This is a genomic window from Paraburkholderia sp. JHI869 (genome assembly GCF_038900775.1).
Lineage (GTDB): Bacteria > Pseudomonadota > Gammaproteobacteria > Burkholderiales > Burkholderiaceae > Paraburkholderia.
In genome coordinates this window covers 144,059-163,796 of the sequence record NZ_JAYMSC010000002.1, presented here as the reverse complement: position 1 = coordinate 163,796, position 19,738 = coordinate 144,059, and the positions used below count along the sequence as shown (strand labels likewise).

Sequence of the window (19,738 nt, the reverse complement as noted above, 5' to 3'; positions counted from 1 at the left end):
GGGGCTAACGCCCCTTCCGCGCCCCTTTCCTGGCGGCCGTTGCCCGCGGCGCTTCCTTCACTGGCGTCGCAACCCCCACACTCGCACTCAACTGTTCGAGCCACGAAAGCGCATCGGCATAGGCGAGAAATTGCTGCAGATACCCCGGCGACACCTCGCGCATAAGCGAGAGCGCACGATGCACGAGGCTGCTCGAATTGAGCGGCCCCGCGTTTATGGGCACCTGATCCAGCGACTGCCGCAACTGTTTCTCGGAGCGCACGCGTGACCACGTTTGCCGGAAGTATTCGACCAGCTCCGGGTCCGGCTCGTGCCGCACGCGCGTTGTCGGTTGGGCAGGCTCCGCCCGCGCGAGCGAATCGACGAGGCGGCCCAGTTCGGTCCTCGCCGTATCGCCATCGAGCCCGCGTGTGATTTTCGATGCCTCGCGCGCGAGGTCGTCGGCAAAGGCACCCAGCAATTGCGCGAGCCGCGCGTCGATGAGCTTCCGCGCTTCGCCCGCATGCGCGGCGGCGCGGCGCTCCAGCGCCTCGATGAAGTGAAAGCGCACCGGGTCGAGCTGGTCGGCGCCGCGGGCGCGCCAGGCGTCGAGCAGGGCGCGGGCGTCAGGCGCGGCGGCTATTGCTACCTGCGGGCCCGCGTCATTGACCATGCTTGCCCTCGCCGACGGTCGGCCGCGGCACCGGCGCGATCTCCACGCGGCGGTTCTTCGCGCGGCCGGCTTCATCGCTGTTCGCGCTCACGGGCTGCTCGGAGCCGAACGCGGCCGCGAAAACCGACGACGCGGGAACGCCCGCGTCGATGAACGAGCGCGTGACCGTCAGCGCGCGTTCGGCGGAGAGCTCCCAGTTGTCGGCGAAGCGGCGGTTGCCTGCGTGCACCTGCTGGTCGTCGGCGAAACCGCTCACCATCAGGATTTCATCGCGGCTCTTCAGGTACGCCGTGAGCGGCCCGGCGAGGCTCTTGAGCAGATCGCGGCCTTGCGGTGTCAACTGGTCCGAGTTCAGCGCGAACAGCACGCTGCCGCTAATGCCGATGCGCCCGTTCACGAGCGTCACGCGCCCCGCCGCAAGCGGGCCCGCGAGCGCCTCTTCGAGCGTCTTGCGGCGCTCGGTTTCGGCCTTGCGTTGTTTCACCTCGTTCGCGAGCCGGCTCGACAGTTCGAGCTGCATGCCGACCACGCCCACGAGGATCAGCAGGAACGCGCCCAGCAGCACCGACATCAGGTCGGCGAACGCGGGCCAGACCGGCGCTGCGGGGGCCGCGCCGCCGTCGATTTCGTCGTTCATGCCGCATCGACTCCGGCGGTGGCGCGCTGGCTTGCGAGCTGCTGCAGGTTCTCGACGATCTGCTTCTGCGACAGCATGCTCAGGTCGATGACCTCACGCGCCTGCGCCACGTAGTAGGCGAGCTGATCGTCGCTGCGCGCGAGTGACTTGTCGAGCGCGGTCTCGATGCGCTCCAGATGCGCCACGAGCTTGTCGTTCGATTCGCCGAACACGGTCACGGCCGCGCCGAACGCGTCGCCGAGGCTCGCCACTTCTACGGCGCTGCCGCTCACCTGCGCTGCGATCGCGCCGAGCTTCCCGCTTTCGGCTTCGACGTTCGCGCTGAACTGGCCGCCCACGCGTTCGAGCAGATCCGACGACGTGGAGACGAGCGTGTCGATTGCCGAGCGTTGCTCCGTGGAGGCGCGGTTCACGGCGTCGAGCAGCGTTTCGAGCGTGGCGAGCAGGCGATTGCGCTCGTCGAGCATCGCGGTGTCGCGGACCATGCTGTCCGAAAGCTTCTGGCGCAATTCGGCGATGACTTCGGCGGCGGCTTGCGGTGCGACCGACGCCGCCCGCACGAGGCTGCCGATTTCGGCGATCGTGCTCGCGTTGTGGGCCTGCGATTGCGTGGTGATGTCGCTGGCGGTCTGGGCGAGCGTGTCGCAGATCTCCTGCTGACGCTGCGCCGTGGCCGCGCTCGTGACTTCCCATTCCTTGCGCAATGCAGCCGACATCGTGGCAAGCGAGGCGGCCCAGGCGTCGAGGCGTTGCTCGTCGCGCGAGGAGATTTCCGCGTGCAGGTTTGCTGCGGCCTTCGGTGCGTCTGCGGCGGCTTCTACCAAGCGATCGATTTCGGCAATCGTCTTGCTCGCGTGCTGCTGCGATTGCGCGGCGATATCGTTCGCGGTTTGCGTGAGCGCGGCGCAGACTTCCTGCTGACGTTGCACGGAGGCAGCGCTCGTGTCTTCCCACTCTTTACGCAGCCCGGCGGCCATCGTCGCGAGCGATGCAGTCCATGCTTCTATGCGCTGATCGTCGCGCGCGGAAATTTCCGCATGCAGGTTTGCTGCGGCCTTCGGCGCTTCCGAAGCGGCTTCCACCAAGCGATCGATTTCGGCAATCGTCCTGCTCGAATGCTGCTGCGACTGCGCGGCGATATCGTTCGCGGTTCGCGTGAGCGCGGCGCAGACTTCCTGCTGACGTTGCACGGAGGCAGCGCTCGTGTCTTCCCACTCTTTACGCAGCCCGGCGGCCATCGTCGCGAGCGACGCGGTCCATGCTTCGATGCGCTGATCGTCGCGCGCGGAGATTTCCGCATGCAGATTCGCAGCAGCCTTTGGCGCTTCCGAGGCGGCATTAACGAGACGATCGATTTCGGCAATCGTCTTGCTCGAATGCTGCTGCGACTGCGTGGCGATATCGTTCGCGGTTTGCGCGAGCGTCGCGCAGATTTCCTGCTGACGTTGCGCCGAGACCGCGCTCGTCGCTTCCCACTCCGTGCGCAGCGCAGCGGCCATCGTCGCGAGCGCTTCGGACCAGCTTGCGAGGCGTGCTTCGTCGTGCGCGCCGAGCTTCGTCTGCAGGTCCGCGTGCGACTCGTCGACCGCGCGCAGCAGCGACGCCGAGTGTTGCTCGAACGTCGCCGCCGCGGTGGCGAGCGCCTGCTGGTTGCCTTCGGCGAGCTTGACGCCCGCGCGCTCTTGCTGTTCGAGCGCCGCCTGCCACGCCTGCGACATCGTCCCCGATGCACTTTCGAAGCGCGTCGACACGCCATCGAGCAGGCCAGCGGCACGTTGCTCGAAGCTCGCGTTGAAACGCTCCAGCGCGCCGCCCAGGTCGGCGGCAAGCGCCTCGTTGGTCTGACGATGCTGCGCGAGCGCGCGATTCCAGATTTCGGCGACGTTCGTAGTCGATGCTTCGAAGCCGCTCGCGAGCCCTTCGAGTTGTTGTTGCACCGCCTGCGTGAGCGCGCCCTGCATCGAAGCCGATTCGCGCGCGAGGCCGGCCATCGTCGCTTCCACCACGGGCTGCAGCGCCGCGCCCGCGGCGCGCGCGCTTTCGGCGGCGCTCGACTTGAGCGACTGGCCCACGGAAGCCGCGAGGCGGCTCCAGGCGGCTTCGGCGTTCGCGGCGAAGGCCTGTTGAGTCGCGATCTGCTGTTCGTGCTGCGCGGCGCCCTGGCGCTCGATCAGCGTCATCAGCGCGCCGAGCTTGTCGACGAGCGCGGGCATGGCGTCGGCCTGGCGCTGCAGCAGCTTGAACGAGGCTTCGCGCTGATGGGCCGGCGAGAAGGCGCGCAGCGTCGTCCCGATCTTCACGTCGAGCTGCTGCGCGGCCTCGATGCGCTCACGACGGCACAGCGCGGAGAGCAGGCCGAGCATGGCCGAGGTGGCCACACCCGCGATGGAGGTGCCGAACGCGAAGCCGAGGCCGTTTACCGGCGCGGCGAGCGAGGCGCGGATGGCATCGAGGTCGGTGGCGCTTTCCAGCGCGGCGCCCGTGCCCTTGAGCGTGACGACCATGCCGAGCAGCGTGCCGAGCATGCCGAGCAGCACGAGCAGGCCCGTGAGGTACGGCGCGAGCGCCGGACCCGGCAGAGCCACGCGCTCGCCTTCGATACGCGCACGCACGGCATTGCGCAGGCCAGGATCCAGCGTGTCGAGCCAGCCGGCCAGGCGCGCGGGCGCAGCATTCAATTGCGCAACGGCCTTCGCGAGCGTGGTCGTGCCCTGGTGAAAGCGATAAAGCTCCCAGGCGCCCGCGACATAGCACGCGCCGATCAGCAGCGTGACGGCGCTCGCAAGCGGGTTCGTGACGGCGTAGCCGGCGCCGATCCAGCACACGGCGGCGAGACCCACGACGAAGACAACAGGTTCAATGCGAAATCGGGACATAGCGCGGGACATAGCGTTTGGGTTAGCTGGTGCGAAGGGCGGCAAGCAGCCCCTCCACCGGTTGAAACCGAATCTCAAGTTCGGCGAGCAACACGCTCTGCATATCTTTGCGAAAGCCGGCGAGCCAGGCGTGCGGCGCGGCTTCGCTGGCGGCTACGGCGGCCGCCGCTGCGCGCTGCCGCTCGAAATGCGCGCCGAGCAACGCCGGCACGCCGGCGAGCAGGCTGCGCTCGCGCGCGCCGAGCGCCTGCTCGATCACGGCATCCACCGTGGCGAGGCGTGCGAGCGCGGGCGCACGGGCGGCCAGCGCGGCGCGCAGACGGGCGCGCAGCGTGGCGATGTCAGTCTCCATCGCCTGCTGCAGCGCGAGATAGCGCTGGCGGAAATCCGCGAAATCGGGTTCCACATCGGCTGGCTGACTGGCGGCCTGTGTGCGGCGCCCATCGCGCCGCGCGGGCGCGCCTTCGCCCACAATGGCCTTTCTCAGCGCCGCACGCACGCGCTCGCTCTGGTTTTGTTCGGCACTGGCGCCCACGCGCGTTGCTGGCTCGCCGCCCGGCGTCTGCACGCTCAGCGCCGTCGAAAGGGCGATGGCGTCCGTCCAGCCGAGCCACTGGCTCAGATGGTCCGAGATCGATTGCCGGGATTCGGGCACTTCGGCGTCGCCAAAGCGGGCAAGTAAGCGAACGAGCGTCGGGCCGCTCAACGCGAGGCGTTGCGGGGCTAGCACTTTTCCACCTGGGCAAAAAACCCGCTAGTTTACACGTCCGCGAGGGGGCGGCCGGCATCCGCGGGTTGGCGGGCGTCGAAACGCCCGCTGGGTGGGCTTTTCAGGCCTTGGCGCTTTCGGCCAGGATCTGCTGGATTGCCTGCTCGAAGGTTTCGACGGGCTGGCCGCCGCTGATCAGGTACTGCTGGTTGAAGATGATCGCCGGCACCGACTGAATACCCGAAGCCTGGTATTCGTGCTCCTCGGCGCGCACCTCGTCGGCATACTGGCCGCTTTCCAGGACTTCGCGCGCTTTATCCGCGTCGAGGCCCACGGACTGCGCCGCCGCGACGAGCATCGCGTGGTCGCTCGTGTCCTTGCCCTCGCCGTGATAGGCGCGCAAGAGCGCGAGCTTGAGCGGCAACTGCTTGCCTTCGATACCGGCCCAATGCAGCAGACGATGCGCGTCGAAGGTGTTGTAGATGCGCTCACGCGGCCCGAACGCGAAGCCGACGCTCGCACCGCGCTCGCGGATCATGGCCTGCGTCTCGGCGATCTGCTCGGGCGTGCGGCCGTACTTCTTGCCGAGATACTCGAGCACGGATTCGCCGCCCGGACCCATCTGCGGATTCAGTTCGAACGGATGCACGATGATCTGCGCGTCGACGGTGTCGCGCAGACGTTCGAGCGCGAGGTTCAGCGACGACAGGCCAATTGCGCACCACGGGCACGCGATGTCGGAGACGAAATCGATTCTGAGCGGTTGTTTCATGGCTTTCCTGATCCGGTTGAATACGGTCGAGCGCGGGGGATTGACGCGCAGCACAGGGAGGGTGCGCAAGGCACGTGCGCACCCGCCGGCTTATTCGTCCATCATGCGGGCCTTGACCTTCTTGCCCTTGACCTTGCCCGCGTTGAGCTTGCGCAGCGCGTCGCGCGCGATGCTGCGCTCAACGGCCACGTAAGTCGAAAAGTCGGTCACGTTGATCTTGCCGATCTGCGCGCCGCTGAAGCCCGCTTCGCCGGTGAGTGCGCCGAGCACGTCGCCGGGGCGGATCTTTTCCTTGCGGCCGCCCAGGATCTGCAGCGTTTCCATCGGCGGCAACAGCGGCTGGTTGCTGGCGGGCTTCAGTTCCGCAAGCGGGCTCCACTCGACTTCGCGCTTGAGTGCCTGTTCGATGCCGCCCACGCGGCCCATCTCGTCCATGCTCGCGAGGCTGAGTGCCCAGCCGTCCTGGTCGGCGCGGCCCGTGCGGCCGATGCGGTGCACGTACACCTCGGGGTCGGGCGTAACGTCCACGTTGATCACGGCTTCGAGCTGCGCGATATCGAGGCCGCGTGCGGCGACGTCGGTCGCCACGAGCACCGAGCAGCTGCGGTTGGCGAACTGGATCAGCACCTGGTCGCGCTCGCGCTGGTCGAGCTCGCCGTGCAGCGCGAGCGCGTGAAAGCCCTGCGCGCGCAGCACGTCGAGCAGGTCGCGGCATTGCTGCTTGGTGTTGCAGAACGCCAGCGTGCTCACGGGGCGGTAGTGGTTGAGCAGCATGCCCACGGCGTGCAGGCGCTCGTCTTCCGTCACTTCATAGAAGCGCTGGCGGATCTTGCTGTCGTCGTGATGCTCTTCGAATTTGACTTCCTTCGGATTGCGAAGGAACTGCTGGCTCAGCTTCGTAATGCCTTCGGGGTAGGTCGCCGAAAAGAGCAGCGTCTGACGCTCTTTGGGGCACTGGCGCGCCACGGTGGCGATGTCGTCGAAGAAGCCCATGTCGAGCATGCGGTCGGCTTCGTCGAGCACGAGCGTATTGAGCGCGCCGAGCGCGAGGTTGCCGCGCTCCAGGTGGTCCATGATGCGGCCCGGTGTACCCACGACGATGTGCGCGCCGTGTTCGAGGCTCGCCGCCTGCGGACGCATGGGCGTGCCGCCGCACAGCGTGAGCACCTTGATGTTTTCTTCTGCGCGTGCGAGGCGGCGGATTTCCTGCGTGACCTGGTCGGCCAGCTCGCGCGTGGGGCAGAGGATCATGGCCTGCACGTCCTGGCGGCGCGCGTCCAGACGCGAGAGCAGCGCGAGCGAGAAGGCGGCCGTCTTGCCGCTGCCGGTCTTGGCCTGGGCGATCAGGTCGTGGCCCGCGAAAGCGATGGGCAGGCTCGCGGCCTGGATCGGCGTCATGTCGACGTAGCCGAGGCGCGTGAGGTTGGCGAGCATGGCGGGCGCGAGCGGCAGCTCGCTGAAGGGCGTTGCAGTAGCTTTGTTTGTCATGACGGGGTCTCGCGCCGGACGGGTTGGGGCGACGCGGCCGTTCGGTAGAAGTGGCGTCGATGCGGGTGGGGCGCGCGCGATGCGCGCGAGCGTCCCGGGATTTTAACGGATGCGCGCGCTCGCGCCCGCGCGCGTGACGCACAAGGGGTCATGGCGAGCACCACAGCGAATGCCGATAACGAGCCGCAAACACCGCGCTTGATAATCGCAATTTCACGCAATAATAATCGTCGCATATAGCAATAATGCACGCGCGCGTTAAGATCGGTATTGCCGTGATAAAGTTTCGCCGAGCGAAGAAATTTTAATTGCCGAGGATGCGCGGCATTTAAGTCGATTTCCACAATAATCGGATTTCTGTGCTGACCCGGGCGTCGCGTGATTGCCACACGGCCTTCGCGGGCCGATCGGTGTATTACTAGGTATTTCCCCTATATCACAAGCACTTACGGGATTTTCTTTCGATATTTCCAGATTTAGCAAATATCTGTTACAGCGTTTGCTGAAGCGATGTAAAGCCTTTGACACGTAGACTTCGCCCGGGATTGCCGGTGTGGCTCCAATACCCGGAGCCGCGTCAGCGCGGTCTGAATGTCATAAGGAAAGTCATGAAGAATACTTTGATTATCGCGGGCGTCCTCGGCGCTTTCGCAGCCTCCGCTCACGCACAAAGCAGCGTTACTCTCTACGGCGCGCTGGATGCGGGTATCGTCTACGCGAACAATGCAGGCGGCCACGCCGCATGGAACCAGGGTAGCGGCACCGTCGGCGACACGTACTTCGGCCTGAAGGGCAGCGAAGACCTGGGCGGCGGTCTGCATGCGATCTTCACGTTGGAAAACGGCTTCAACCTGAACAACGGCAAGGACACGGAAAGCGGCACGATGTTCAACCGTCAGGCGTTCGTCGGTCTGCAGAGCGACCGCTACGGTACGCTGACGCTCGGCCGCCAGTATGACTCGATGGTCGACTACCTCGCTCCGCTCTCGGAAGCCGGTCAGGGCTACGGCAACAACCTCGCCGCTCACCCGTTCGACAACGACAACCTCGACCACTCGTTCTCGATCAAGAACGCGGTCAAGTACCAGAGCGTCAACTACCAGGGCTTCAAGTTCGGCGGCATGTACGGCTTCAGCAATGACGCTGGCCAGTTCGCGAACAACCGCGCATGGAGCGCTGGCGCATCGTACGGCAACGGCCCGCTGAACTTCTCGGCTGCCTACCTGCAGATGAACAACACGCGCACCGGCAACACGAACGGCGCGAACTCGGCATCGAACGGCAACAACTTCAACCTGTCGGCTGAAACGCAACGCACGTTCGGCGCTGGCGTGAACTACAACTACGGCCCGGCAACGGTTGGCTTCGTGTGGACGCACACGCAGTACCAGAACCTGATCGCTGGCGGCCAGGGCGGCAACACGTTCTCGATCCCGACGGGCTCGAACCTGCACCTCGACAACTTCGAGCTGAACGGCGCCTACGCGCTCACGCCGGCTCTCGCCCTGAACGCGTCGTACACGTTCACGGACGGCAAGGTCACGGGTTCGAACGGTTCGGGCGATCCGAAGTGGCACACCGTTTCGCTGACGGCTGACTACTCGCTCTCGAAGCGCACCGACGTCTACGCCGGCGCCGTGTACCAGCACGCATCGGGCGAACTCGGCGATGCCGGCGCGAACGTTGCGATGATCAACACGCTGTCGCCGTCGACCTCGCAGAACCAGGTCGCCGCAACGGTGGGTCTGCGTCACCGCTTCTAAGCTTGATTTGCTGCTCCCTCGCGGAGCATTGAGACGCGAGCACCCGATCGGCCGGTCGGGTCCCGCGCTTCACGCGGCCCTGGGGCCGCGGTTTCATCCGCTTTCTACCTGAAGCACGACCGGTTCGCGGTGCGTTGCGCGCTCATGAGGCGCGCAACGCCTGCGAACCGGTTTTCTTTTGTGGCTCAGGATTTCGCAACAACGGGTGCAGCGCCCGCAGGCGCGGCGACGTCATTCGATACGTCTTCCGACGCGCCTCGCACCCGCGAAACCCACAGCACCGCGACACATGTGAGCGCCGCGGCGATCCAGCCGTTCTGCCCAAAGCCGATGATCGCGCCGTGCGCGCCATTCGTGAGCCACTGGCCGCCCAGCCACGCGCCGATGCCCGTGCCGAGCGCCTGCACCGCGCTGTTGGCGCTCAGGAACGCGCCGCGCCGCGCGGGCTCGGCAATCGTCGTGAGCAGCGCCTGCATCGGCACCATGCGGCCCGACATCGAGATCATGAACAGCGCGAAGAACGCTACGAGCGCGAGGAAAGGCAGCGCGGGCAGATGCGTGACGAACAGCACCGGCGCGAGCGACACGAGCGCCATCACGCGGAACACGCGGCGCTTGCCGTAGCGGTCCGCGAGACGGCCCACTGCGCGCGAGGTCATGAACGTCGCCGCGCCGCCCGCCATGTAGAGCCACGAGAGCTGCTGCGGCGCGATGCCGTGATTGCCGACGAGCATCGGCGCGATGAACGGGATCACGAGCATGTGCCCGGCCATCATCGTGAAGGTGAGCGCAAAGGCCTTCAGGTGACGCGGCAGCGTGAGCAGTTGCCAAAGGTTCGGCAGCACTTGCGCAAGCGGCGTGTGCTGGCCGAGATGCTCGGTGAGCGAGGGCACGACGCGCGAGCCCGCGAGCCAGATCGCCACGGAGAGCACCACGAGCAGCAGGAACGGCGCGCTCCACGAGTAATGGGCGCCGAGCAGCACGCCGGCCGGCACGCCCGCGATAGCCGCAATGGAAAACGCCGTCATGATGATGCCCGTTGCCGCGCCGCGCCGGGCAGCCGGAATCACGTCGCTCACGATCGCCATTACGATCGAGCCGAGCACGCCGCCGGTGAGGCCCGCGAACGCGCGCGCTGCGAGCAGCAGATGAAAGTTCGTGGCGAGCGCGCAGCCGAGATTGGAGAGTGCGAACAGTGCGTAGGCCACTTGCAGCAGGCGGCGGCGATCGAAGCGGTCGATATAGGTCGCCGCAAGGAGTCCTGATAGACCCGAACAGAGCGAATAGGCGGAAACGGCCGTCGCGAACGCTGCAGGCGTGATTGCGAACGCGTGCATGATCTGCGGGCCGAGCGGCATCATGATCATGAAATCCATGATGACGGTGAACTGCGTGAGCGCCAGCAGCCAGAGCAGGGTGCGTTCGCGCAGCGGAGTGAGAGAAGTGGTCATGTATGGGCTTGGAGCCAGAATGCAAAAAAGGCGCGGCAGTGTTGCCGCGCCAGTGAGATCGATCAGTCGTCGATCGTTTCGTGGGCCGCCTGCGCCCCGCGCCGCCAGTAAGCGGACGCGCGAATGCGCTTCTTGTCCACGCCGCGCTCGTTGCACAGATGCGCTCGCACCGCGCGGATCGCCGAGGCTTCGCCCGCGGCCCAGACGTAACCTTCGCCGGGCGGCAGCCACACTTCGGACACGCCGTCCACGAGCGGGTGTTCGGACTCGCTTTCGTCGCGATAGCACCAGATGGCGTACAGATCGGCCTCGGTGGGCAGCTCGATGCGGGCCGCGCGATTCGCCACTTCGACGACCACGGCCACACGTGTGCCGGCGGGCAACTCGGTGAGGCGCCGCTGGATGGCGGGCAGCGCTGTTTCGTCGCCGATCAGCAGATGCCAGTCGAAGCCGGTGGGAATCACCATGGAGCCGCGCGGGCCGCCCACGCCGAGATACTGGCCGGGCTGCGCTTGCGCCGCCCACGCCGTGGCCGGGCCGGCTTCGTGTAGCGCGAATTCCAGATCGAGTTCGTTGGCCTGCGTATCGAAGCGGCGCGGCGTGTAGTCGCGCGCGGCGGGGCGCTCGACGCCTTCGGGGAACACGATGCCGTCGGGACCGAAACTTGGCAGTACTGGCTTTGCTTCACCGGCGGCGGGGAAGAACACCTTGAGGTGATCGTCGAACGACGCGGAGACGAAGTCGCTCAGGTCGCCCGTGAGCGTTACGCGCACGAGCGCGGGTGAGAGCGCCGTGACGCGCGCCACGCGCAACAGTCGGAACTTCAGCGGGTGACGTACACGGACGACTTCGAGTTGGGACGGGTTCTGCATGTATGGCTCCGATGTTGGGGTGGCGCGGCGTGGGCCGCCGCGTGGCGCGTAGAAGCGATTTGTCAAACGTCGCTGCTTTCGCTGCCGTTTTCAATTTCCTGGGTGGCGCGCGCAAGAATCGCGGCGATGCGGCGCTGTTCTTCCGGCGCGACGTCGGTGCGGCGCAGCAGTGCGCGCTTGAGCGCGCGGCGCGCCTCGATCAGCTCGCGCACCCAGCCGCTGCCTTCGGCGGGATCTTCGCCGGCCATCGCGCGGCGCATGAGTTCCATCTTGCGGCCGAAGTGCGTGAGCTTCGCGATGATCAGATCAGCGCGTTCGCGGTTGGCTTCGAGGTGCGCACGGCCTTCAGGCGAAAGCTCATAGCGCTTGCGGTTGCCCTCCAGCGTCACGCTCACGTAGCCCAGTTCTTCCAGATACGTCAGGGCCGGGTAGACCATGCCGGGGCTCGGGCTGTAGAAGCCGTTCGAACGCGCGTCGAGCGCCTTGATGAGCTCGTAGCCGTGGCTCGGGCGCTCGGCGAGCAGCACGAGCAGCATGAGCTGCAGGTCTTCGGACGTGAACTTGCGGCCACGGCCAAAACCGTCGCCGTCTCCGAACCCGCCGAAGCCGCGGCCGAAACCTTCGCCGAAGCGATCGCCAAAGTCGCCGGGGCCTTCGCCGCCGCGATGGCGGCCCATGGCGTGGCGCAGCGCGTGAAGCGCCTGCATGGCCGGGTGGCGGCCGCCGAAGAAGTCGCGCGGATCGCGCGCCGCATGGCCGTGACGGCCGGTATGACCAAAGTGTGGATGGTGGCGCATAGGGCCTCCTTATCTCTTGAGTGTCTTAAAACATGTCTTAAGATATATATCGTAAGAGCGTTTGTCAAAGAGAATATTTGGGGCATGGGTGCGCAACCAAGTCTGCGGCAAAGGAGGAAATTATTGTGCAGTGCACCATTTTTTTTTGATGAAAACCCCGTCGTGGACTATTCGGTCCGTTGTGCGTCAGTAATAGGGGGCGGAGTTAAATTGTGAAGCGACGCGAAGCCGGTGGCGGTGGAGGCGGCGTGAGTACAGGCGCAATCAGGCAAGGCGAGACAAATGGGGGCAAAGAGGAACGCTTCGCAGTGACGAGTTTCCTGTGAGGGCCGGGTCAGAGCACACCCGTCCATGACCACACGACATGGGGTGTCATCACAATGATTCGGAGAACTGATCATTATCGGCGATTCACACCTAGCGCGCCAACGAAGCTCACCGTGAGTAGTCTCACCCGAATCAGGCAATATCCATCAGGTCACAAACGGCACGGATGGCGAAATCGCCTACTTATCGTTGTTCTTGCCGCCGACGCCAACCTTGCCGCGGCCGACCTTGAGATGAGGCGCACTGGGGCGCAGCCTCTTCCTGGAGCCAGCTGTCAACGTAACGTGCTCCGCAGGGTAGCGGGTTGTCCTGTCCGGTGCAGCCTGATGGGCGGGGTGGCCAGGATCGATGTGCTTGATAGCTGACATAACTGGAACCTCCTCAGAGGATTCTATGCCGAAGCGGCACGGCGGTTACGCCGTCCTCCCGGATATGCTGTAGCCAAACCTGCAACCAGGCGGTCAGCAAACCGCGCGCGCGCTTCGCGGTCGGCCAGACTTCGGGTTTGCCGACGGCCTTACGGTGTCACGACAAGCTCCGTATGCATTCCCGCCGCATAGTGTCCCGGCTTGTTGCAGATCAGCGCGTAGTGCCCGGGCGCAAGCTTGAATGACACGCGCTTGCTCTTGCCCGGCGCGATATCTTCGACTTCGCCAATTTTGTTCAGCCTGCGCTCCAGCACCTCTCCTTTACTGACGGGGAGTGCATCGTCGGAGAGATCTGTCTTGAGCACAACGAGCTCGTGTTCCATGTTGTTGTTCGCAGCATTCCTGACTTCAAGTGTGATGCGGCCCGCCCTCACGTTGTGCGTCCCGAGCTGGATCGAGTTCGAGAGCAATGTCGCGTTGACGGTCTGTTCCGCCCAGCTTGCATGCGATGTCATTCCGAATGCGATCACACTGGCGAGGATAGTGAATCTGTAAGTGGCATACATGGTTGCCTCCTTTGCGCCGAAATATCGCGTGTGCCTCGCGTCGAGCGATTGCTGCGCGCAATGCTTTGAGTGCGCAAATGCCCCTGCCTGTGCGAGGGCATGAACGCTTTCTGCGGCGCGCGATACGTGCAGTAAACGTGCAAGGTGAAAGGCATATTCCAGGAGCCCGCTGGCGTCTGTTTGAGCAGGTGTCTGGAACCCCGCATCCACAGGTATGTGCCCGGAAAGAGAAGCACCGGCACCGGTCACGAACCTGGGGTGACGATCTCGCGGTTGCTTCGAAGATACCGATACTCGTGCCACGTGAGGGCGATGACGACGACGTCGAGTGCAGTCACCAGCAGCAACCAGACCGAATGGGTGTACGTGAAGCGGTAGGCCTGATACGCGATAAACAGCGCGAAGATAACGATCGAGACAGGAAAGTACCAGAGTTTTTCACGTAGCAAACCGGCCACGAGCCAAAGCTTGATCACACCATGACCAAGCAGATAGAGCCCGGCGAATCGCTGGGCATCGACAGACAGATGCTGCACGGTGTGAAGGAGAAAATTTGCCACCAGATCATGTGGATCCTCGGCAAACTCATCCCTGGTAACCCACAGCACAAGCGCCAGAAAGTACCGCTGCGGGATCAGCCAGGTAGCGACACCGGCGGCAATTTCGGCAAGCGCGAAGATTGCCTTGAACCCCAGGGTCAATTCGAACAGCAGGTGCAGGTTCTTCTCGCCCAGTAACCTCCTTTTGCCCGTCTCATGCATTCGCGGTCCCCGGTTCTGCGGTTTCGTCGCGCGCGAAGCGCCCGTAACGCAATGCCAGCGTTGGCAGGACGATCAGGTTAAGTGCAGTCGAGGTGATCAACCCGCCGAGAATGACGATTGCCATCGGCCCTTCGATTTCGTTGCCGGGCGCGCCGCTCGTCACGGCAAGCGGCGCCAGTGCGAGCGCGGTCACCAGCGCGGTCATGAGGATCGGCACCAGCCGTTCCGATGCGCCTCGCACTGCAGTGTCCATCTTCCAGGTCAGCCCGTCGACGCGTACCAGATGCTCATAGTGGCTGATCAGCATGATCGAATTGCGCAGCGATATGCCGAGCAGCGTGACGAAGCCCACCATGCTGCCAAGCGACAGGTTCCCGCCGGTGAGCACCACGCCCAGCACACCGCCCACAAGTGCGAAAGGCAGGTTGATCATGACGAGCAGCACGGCGCGGAGGTTCTTCAACGCGAGGAACAGCAACAAAGCGATGCCCACCAGCGCAATCCCGCCGTATGCGAGCAGATCGCGCTGCGACTGGGCGCGCGCTTCGCTCTCTCCGCTGAATACGGCATAGGTGCCTGACGGCATCCTGATCTCGCGATTGACACGCGCCTGCGCTTCCTTCACGAAGTCGCTGACCGGCCGGCTGCCGAGATTCACTGACACCGTCTGCACACGCTGGCCACCGTCGTGCGTGATCTGGTAGCGGCCGGCGACCTGCCGGATCGTCGCGAGCGTGGAGAGCGGCACGGCGAAGCCATCGGCGTTGCGCACCATGAGTTTGCCCACGTCGCTGAGCGAGGCGCGCTGAGCCGGGTCGAGCACGACAGCGACGTCGTGGCTGCGGCTGCCCTCGTAAATCTGCGAGACGGTCACACCGGCGTACGCGGCCTGGATCGCATCGAGCACTTCGACCGGACGAAAGCCCCAGCGGCTCAGTGCATCAGGATTGAGCCCCACATCCAGCTCGGGAATCCCGGGCGGCGAATCCACCCGCACGCTGGCAACGCCGTGGATCGTGCCGATCAACTGGGCTATCTGCTGCGCCGTGCGATCGATGACGTCGAGATCGTTGCCAAAGACATTTACGACCACGGGCGCCGTCGTGCCCGAAATAGTTTCGTCGATGCGTTCCTCCAGAAACGTATTGACCGAGGTGGAGAGCCCCGGAAAGCGCGCCAACGCCTGGCGAATCCGGTAGAGCGCCCAGCTCTGTCCCGACGCCCCCATCGGCTTGAGGTCGACCTCGAACTCGGAGAGCTGCACGCCGGTCGGATCGACCACACCGTTCGCGCGGCCGGCACGCTGCGCCACGAGACGCACGCCCGGTACCTGCAGCAGCGCATCCGAAACCTGCGTGCCGATGCGCATCGATTCGGCGAGCGAGGTGCCCGGTGCGAGCCCCATGTGAACGGTGTAATGGCCTTCGCGCAGTTGCGGAATAAAACTGCCGCTCATGAAGGGCAACGATGCGAGCGCCGCGGCGCACATCGCGGCGACGATCACCATAACCGCCTTCGCGTGCTGCTCGACTTTCGTAAGCAATCCGATGTAATGTGTCTTGAGGCGTTCGATCAGTCGTGGCTCGCGCTCGGGCAGTGGTCCCTTGGCCAGCAGGGCGAGCGCCATTGCGGGTGTAAGCGTCAGGGCGACGCCCAGCGATGCGAGCACCGCAAGAATGTACGCGATGCCAAGCGGCGCAAAGAGCCTTCCACCGATACCCGTGAGCGTGAGCACGGGCAGGAAGATCAGCATCACGATGAAGGTGGCGAAGACCACGGCACTGCGCACTTCGAGCGAGGCGCGCAGTACGACGCGAAAGGGCGGCAGCGGCTCACGCAGCGTGCGGTTTTCACGCAGGCGCCGGTAGATGTTCTCGACGTCGATGATCGCATCGTCGACCACTTCGCCCAGTGCGATGGCGAGCCCGCCCAGCGTCATCGTGTTCAGGCTGACCCCGAACGAAGTGAGCACGATGATCGCGACCAGCAGCGACATGGGAATCGCCACGGCGGAGATCAGGGCGGTGCGCACGTTGAGCAGAAACAGGAACAGCACCGCAATGACGAGTATCGAGCCGACGATGAGCGCCATGCGCAGGTGCCCGACGGAGGCCACGATGAAGTTGGCGGGCCGGAAAACATTGGCGTTCACGTCCACGCCCTGGCGGGCGAGCACGGGCGCGAGCCCGGCGAGTGTCTTTTCGATGTCGCGCGTCACGGCCATCGTGTTGGTCCCGTACTGGCTTTCCATCACGACCATCACGCCGGGCTTGCCCATGATCGATGCGGCGCCAACGGCAGGTGCGTCGCCCCACGTCACACTGGAAACGTCGCCGAGGCGAACCGTTGCGCCGTTGCTGGAGCGCAGCACGACGCTGGCGAGTTTTTGCGGTGTCGTGATCTGGCAATCGGCGTTGATGGCGATGCGCTGGTTGCTGTTCTCGATGAACCCGGCGCCGCGCACGCCCGTGGCCTGGCGCGCCGCGGCAATGACATCCTGGATCGACAGGCCGTGGCGCATCAGCTTCGCGGGATCGACCTGAATCTGCATCTGGCGAGTTTCACCGCCGAACACGATCGCATCGGCCACGCCTCGCGTACTCAGCAACTGCGGTTTGACGGTCCACTGTGCGATGTCGTAGAGGTCCGCGAGCGAGCGCGTCTTCGACGTGAGGCCAATGGTGCGCACGACGCTCGTCGTCGTGGTGAGCGGCAGGAGCTGGGGAGCCGCGACACCCGCCGGCAGCGCCCCCGCGAGACCGCCGATGCGCTCGGTGACGAGCTGGCGGACCTGCATCACGTTGGCATGGTCGTCGAAGACGAGCGTGACCGAGGAGAGGCCCTGCATGGACCTTGAGCGGATCGACTGCAGGCCGGTCATGCCGCCAAGGGCATTTTCAACCGGCTGGGTGACGAGGGTCTCCACCTGCTCGCTGGTCATGCCCGGCGCGGCCGTCTGTACGATGCTCATCGGCGGCGCGAATTCGGGAAAGACATCGAGCCTGGCACGCGTGAGCGAAAAGAGCCCGTAGCCCGCGGCCATGACGGCGAGTGAAAAGATGACGCCGCGAAAGCGCAGCGAAAAGCGGATGATCGCGTCAAGCATGGGGCTCTGTGTGGCGTTGTGCTGGGCGGGGTATGCGCGGGTCAGTCGTCACACTCGGGCGGATCCTTGCAGGCGGTGCCGATGCCCTGTGGCTTGATCTCTTCGGAGAGCAGCAGTTGCGCGCCCTGCGTGACGATCTGGTCGCCAGTATGGAAGCCGGAGGTCGCGAGGAATCCGTGATCGCCCTCATTGGCTGCTGGCACGTAGCGCCGCGCGAAGCGGTCGTGCGCCGTGCGCACGTATGCCCAGGTCTGCCCGCCGTACCACACCACCGCCTGCGCAGGAATCAACAGTCCGGATACGGCCTCGCTCGACGTCGCCACGCGCGCGCTCGTGCGCAGATTTGCCGGGAGCACGGTGTCGGCGACATATAGCCACGGCGTTCCCTGTACGGCGGGATCGGCGAGCGGCGAAGCGGAAAGCCTCTGGGCGGCCACCGTCCCGCCGTTGGGCGTATCGACCGGGATGCGCTCGGGCGGCGTTGTTCCGAAGCTGGCTGGCAACGTGATGCGCAGGACAACCGACTGACCCGCCTGGAGACGCTGGAACAGCGTCGAGGCGGGTGCCGTTGCAGCGTTCGCGAGCGCTACGCCGAACTGCTGGCGCATCGTGCCGACAAGGCCGTCCAGCGCGACCCGCGCGGACTGCAGTTTCGCCGCGTCGCCCTGCATCGTCGCCTGCGCGGCCTGGAGACTCTTCTGCGAAATATTGCGGTCGTCGGCGAACAGCGTCCGGCTGCCCTCGTACTGTGCGCGCGAACTGGCCGCCTGGGCGGTGAACGTGTCGACGTCCGCGCGTGCACTGGCAACGCGGTTGCGCAGATCGAAGAGGGGCTGCAGATCGACGACAGTGGCGTCGGCGCTGATGCCGGATTGGCGCGTGACGGCGGCGAGCGGCGCGACTTCGATATGGCCGGCGCGCTGCGCATCCGGGCTCAGTACCACGACCGTTTCACCGTTGACTGTCTGCACGGCGGGCGGTGGAGCCGATTGCGCCGTCGTGGCTGTCGATGCGCCGGAGTCGTCAAACGCCTGGTTGATGATGTACCAGCCAGCGCCTGCGCAGAGGGCCAGCGAAAGCATGCTAAGGAAGATCAGCCGGAATTTCATCGTGTTGTCCCCTCGCTGAGGGTCTGGCTCACTTCCGCGTGGCCGAGGGGCAACTGCATCGCATCTTCGAGCGCGCCGGCAGCCTGCTGGACGGCGACTTCGGCGTCGAGATGAGCGGTTTCACTCGTCTGATAGTCGGCTTTCGCCTGTGTGTAGGTCAGCCGGTCCGCATTGCCGCTCGCGAATGCCGCCGCCTGACTGTCGAGCTGGCGGCGGGCGCTCGCCAGATGTTCATCGGATATTTGCAGGGCTTCGGCGCTCGCCTGGTAGCGCGCCAGTGCGTGCGCAAGGTCACCAATGATCCGGTCCTGCAGGGCGCCCGTGCGTACCGCCGCTTCCTTGCGTTTGGCCTCGGCCTGTTCGATGCCCCCCTGATTCTGATCGAAGATCGGCAATGTAATGCCGGCCAGTCCGAAGCCGATCTTGTTGGTGCCGGTGTCGTACGTGTAGCCGGGACCGAGATGGATATCCGGATACTGTTTCGCAACCTCGAGCTGAAGCGCCGACTCGGCAGCGGCGTAATCGGCCAGCGAGGCGCGCAGATCGGCGCGATGGAAGATCGCCGCGCGCTGCGCGTCCGCCGCCGGCGGCGCGGGCGGAACCGTGCCGAAGTCGCTCAGATCGAGCGTCACGCCGTCGAACGCGGTGACCGGCACGCCGATGCTGGCGGCCAGTTGCGCGAGCGCATCGGCTTCGGCGCTTCGCGCGGCGGCCAGATCGCTCTGGGCCTGGGTGTCGGCGAGCATGGCGGCATCGACATCGAACTGCGAATACTGGCCGACAGCGAGCCGGTGGCGGCTCATCGCCGTGATCTGCCGCTGGGCCTGCGCCTTCGTGGAGAGCAAGGCGATGCGCGTACGGGCAGCGTAAAGGGCGAGCATGGCGTCGCGCACCTGCGCGCTGACCGTCCACGCTGCGGTGATGATGTTCAGCCGCGCCGCTTCGGACAGGTGGCTCGCCTGATCGACGCGATAGCCGCGCTTGTGCGCAGTCTCGATCGGGATATCGAGCGAAGGGCCCCAGGTGAACGGCGCCCCTGGCCCCGGGTTGGGCGTATTGAACTGGAACGGCAACTGCAGGACCGGGTTGGGCATCGCGTTGGCGACGTCGATGCCGGCTTTGGCGGTGCCCCATTGCGCACGGGCCAGGTCGAGGGCGGGGCTGTAATAGAACGCCGCCAGGGTAAGCCGTTCGCGGTTCCAGGCTGCAGGTGGCCACGGCGTGACATCGTGGCCCGCTTCGCGCGCGATCCAGGCGTGCAGGTCCTCGCTCGCAAGCGAACGCTGCTCGAATTGCCGGGCGATCTGGTCGGGGGCGATCGGCTGGGGATGATAGGTCGCGCAACCCGCCACCCCGGTCAAGGCAATGAAGACGATCGATAACGCGCGGCGCATTCTGGCATCCCATCCCGGACGTTGTGCCGCCCACGCGGGCAGCCTTCGGGCCGGATGCTACGCCACTGGTTGTGAAGTTTTCGTCAAGAG

At 65.4% G+C, this 19,738-nt stretch carries 15 protein-coding genes; 1 reads left to right on the top strand and 14 read right to left on the bottom strand.

The features are described 5' to 3' along the window. Window positions 1–4 precede the first annotated feature (4 nt). The 6 genes from VSR72_RS04085 to dbpA form a co-directional block, all read right to left on the bottom strand. Complete coding sequence (locus tag VSR72_RS04085; protein ID WP_342951148.1) at window positions 5–652, bottom strand: DUF2894 domain-containing protein; 648 nt, start codon at window positions 650–652, stop codon at window positions 5–7. Next, window positions 642–1,289 (bottom strand): OmpA family protein, encoded by a 648-nt coding sequence (locus tag VSR72_RS04080; protein WP_342951147.1) that lies wholly within the window; start codon window positions 1,287–1,289, stop codon window positions 642–644. Before VSR72_RS04080 ends, VSR72_RS04085 begins: the two co-directional genes overlap by 11 nt. Next, complete coding sequence (locus VSR72_RS04075; RefSeq protein ID WP_342951146.1) at window positions 1,286–4,165, bottom strand: DUF802 domain-containing protein; 2,880 nt, start codon at window positions 4,163–4,165, stop codon at window positions 1,286–1,288. Before VSR72_RS04075 ends, VSR72_RS04080 begins: the two co-directional genes overlap by 4 nt. A gap of 22 nt (window positions 4,166–4,187) precedes the next feature. After that, window positions 4,188–4,895, bottom strand: a complete 708-nt coding sequence (locus tag VSR72_RS04070; RefSeq protein ID WP_342951145.1) for a DUF3348 domain-containing protein — start codon at window positions 4,893–4,895, stop codon at window positions 4,188–4,190. Between the two features lie 100 nt (window positions 4,896–4,995). Further along, entirely contained in the window at window positions 4,996–5,646 is a 651-nt protein-coding gene (locus VSR72_RS04065) for a DsbA family oxidoreductase (protein WP_342951144.1), read from the bottom strand. Window positions 5,647–5,736: 90 nt separating this feature from the next. Then, on the bottom strand, window positions 5,737–7,134 hold the full coding sequence (gene dbpA, locus VSR72_RS04060) for an ATP-dependent RNA helicase DbpA (RefSeq protein ID WP_342951143.1): 1,398 nt from the start codon (window positions 7,132–7,134) through the stop codon (window positions 5,737–5,739). Window positions 7,135–7,742: 608 nt separating this feature from the next. Here dbpA and VSR72_RS04055 point away from each other — a divergent pair. Further along, a complete protein-coding gene (locus VSR72_RS04055) occupies window positions 7,743–8,897 on the top strand; it encodes a porin (RefSeq protein WP_342951142.1) in 1,155 nt (384 codons plus the stop codon). Between the two features lie 185 nt (window positions 8,898–9,082). On the opposite strand, the gene VSR72_RS04050 is transcribed toward VSR72_RS04055, so the two are convergent. From VSR72_RS04050 to VSR72_RS04015, 8 genes are all read right to left on the bottom strand, one after another. Further along, on the bottom strand, window positions 9,083–10,348 hold the full coding sequence (locus tag VSR72_RS04050; RefSeq protein ID WP_342951141.1) for an MFS transporter: 1,266 nt from the start codon (window positions 10,346–10,348) through the stop codon (window positions 9,083–9,085). Between the two features lie 62 nt (window positions 10,349–10,410). Next, window positions 10,411–11,220: a siderophore-interacting protein gene (locus VSR72_RS04045; protein ID WP_342951140.1), complete on the bottom strand. Its 810-nt coding sequence runs from the start codon at window positions 11,218–11,220 to the stop codon at window positions 10,411–10,413. A 62-nt stretch (window positions 11,221–11,282) separates the two neighbouring features. Further along, window positions 11,283–11,927 (bottom strand): PadR family transcriptional regulator, encoded by a 645-nt coding sequence (locus VSR72_RS04040; RefSeq protein WP_342951560.1) that lies wholly within the window; start codon window positions 11,925–11,927, stop codon window positions 11,283–11,285. 934 nt (window positions 11,928–12,861) lie between these two features. Next, complete coding sequence (locus VSR72_RS04035; RefSeq protein WP_342951139.1) at window positions 12,862–13,278, bottom strand: plastocyanin/azurin family copper-binding protein; 417 nt, start codon at window positions 13,276–13,278, stop codon at window positions 12,862–12,864. Window positions 13,279–13,523: 245 nt separating this feature from the next. Next, window positions 13,524–14,039, bottom strand: a complete 516-nt coding sequence (locus VSR72_RS04030; protein WP_342951138.1) for a DUF2127 domain-containing protein — start codon at window positions 14,037–14,039, stop codon at window positions 13,524–13,526. Then, window positions 14,032–17,145: an efflux RND transporter permease subunit gene (locus VSR72_RS04025; RefSeq protein ID WP_342951137.1), complete on the bottom strand. Its 3,114-nt coding sequence runs from the start codon at window positions 17,143–17,145 to the stop codon at window positions 14,032–14,034. The genes VSR72_RS04030 and VSR72_RS04025 overlap by 8 nt, the downstream gene beginning before the upstream one ends. 41 nt (window positions 17,146–17,186) lie before the next feature. Continuing rightward, window positions 17,187–18,254, bottom strand: a complete 1,068-nt coding sequence (locus VSR72_RS04020; RefSeq protein WP_342951136.1) for a metal transporter — start codon at window positions 18,252–18,254, stop codon at window positions 17,187–17,189. Continuing rightward, window positions 18,251–19,648, bottom strand: coding sequence for a TolC family protein (locus VSR72_RS04015; protein WP_342951135.1), 1,398 nt, complete (start codon window positions 19,646–19,648; stop codon window positions 18,251–18,253). The genes VSR72_RS04020 and VSR72_RS04015 overlap by 4 nt, the downstream gene beginning before the upstream one ends. Window positions 19,649–19,738 lie beyond the last annotated feature (90 nt).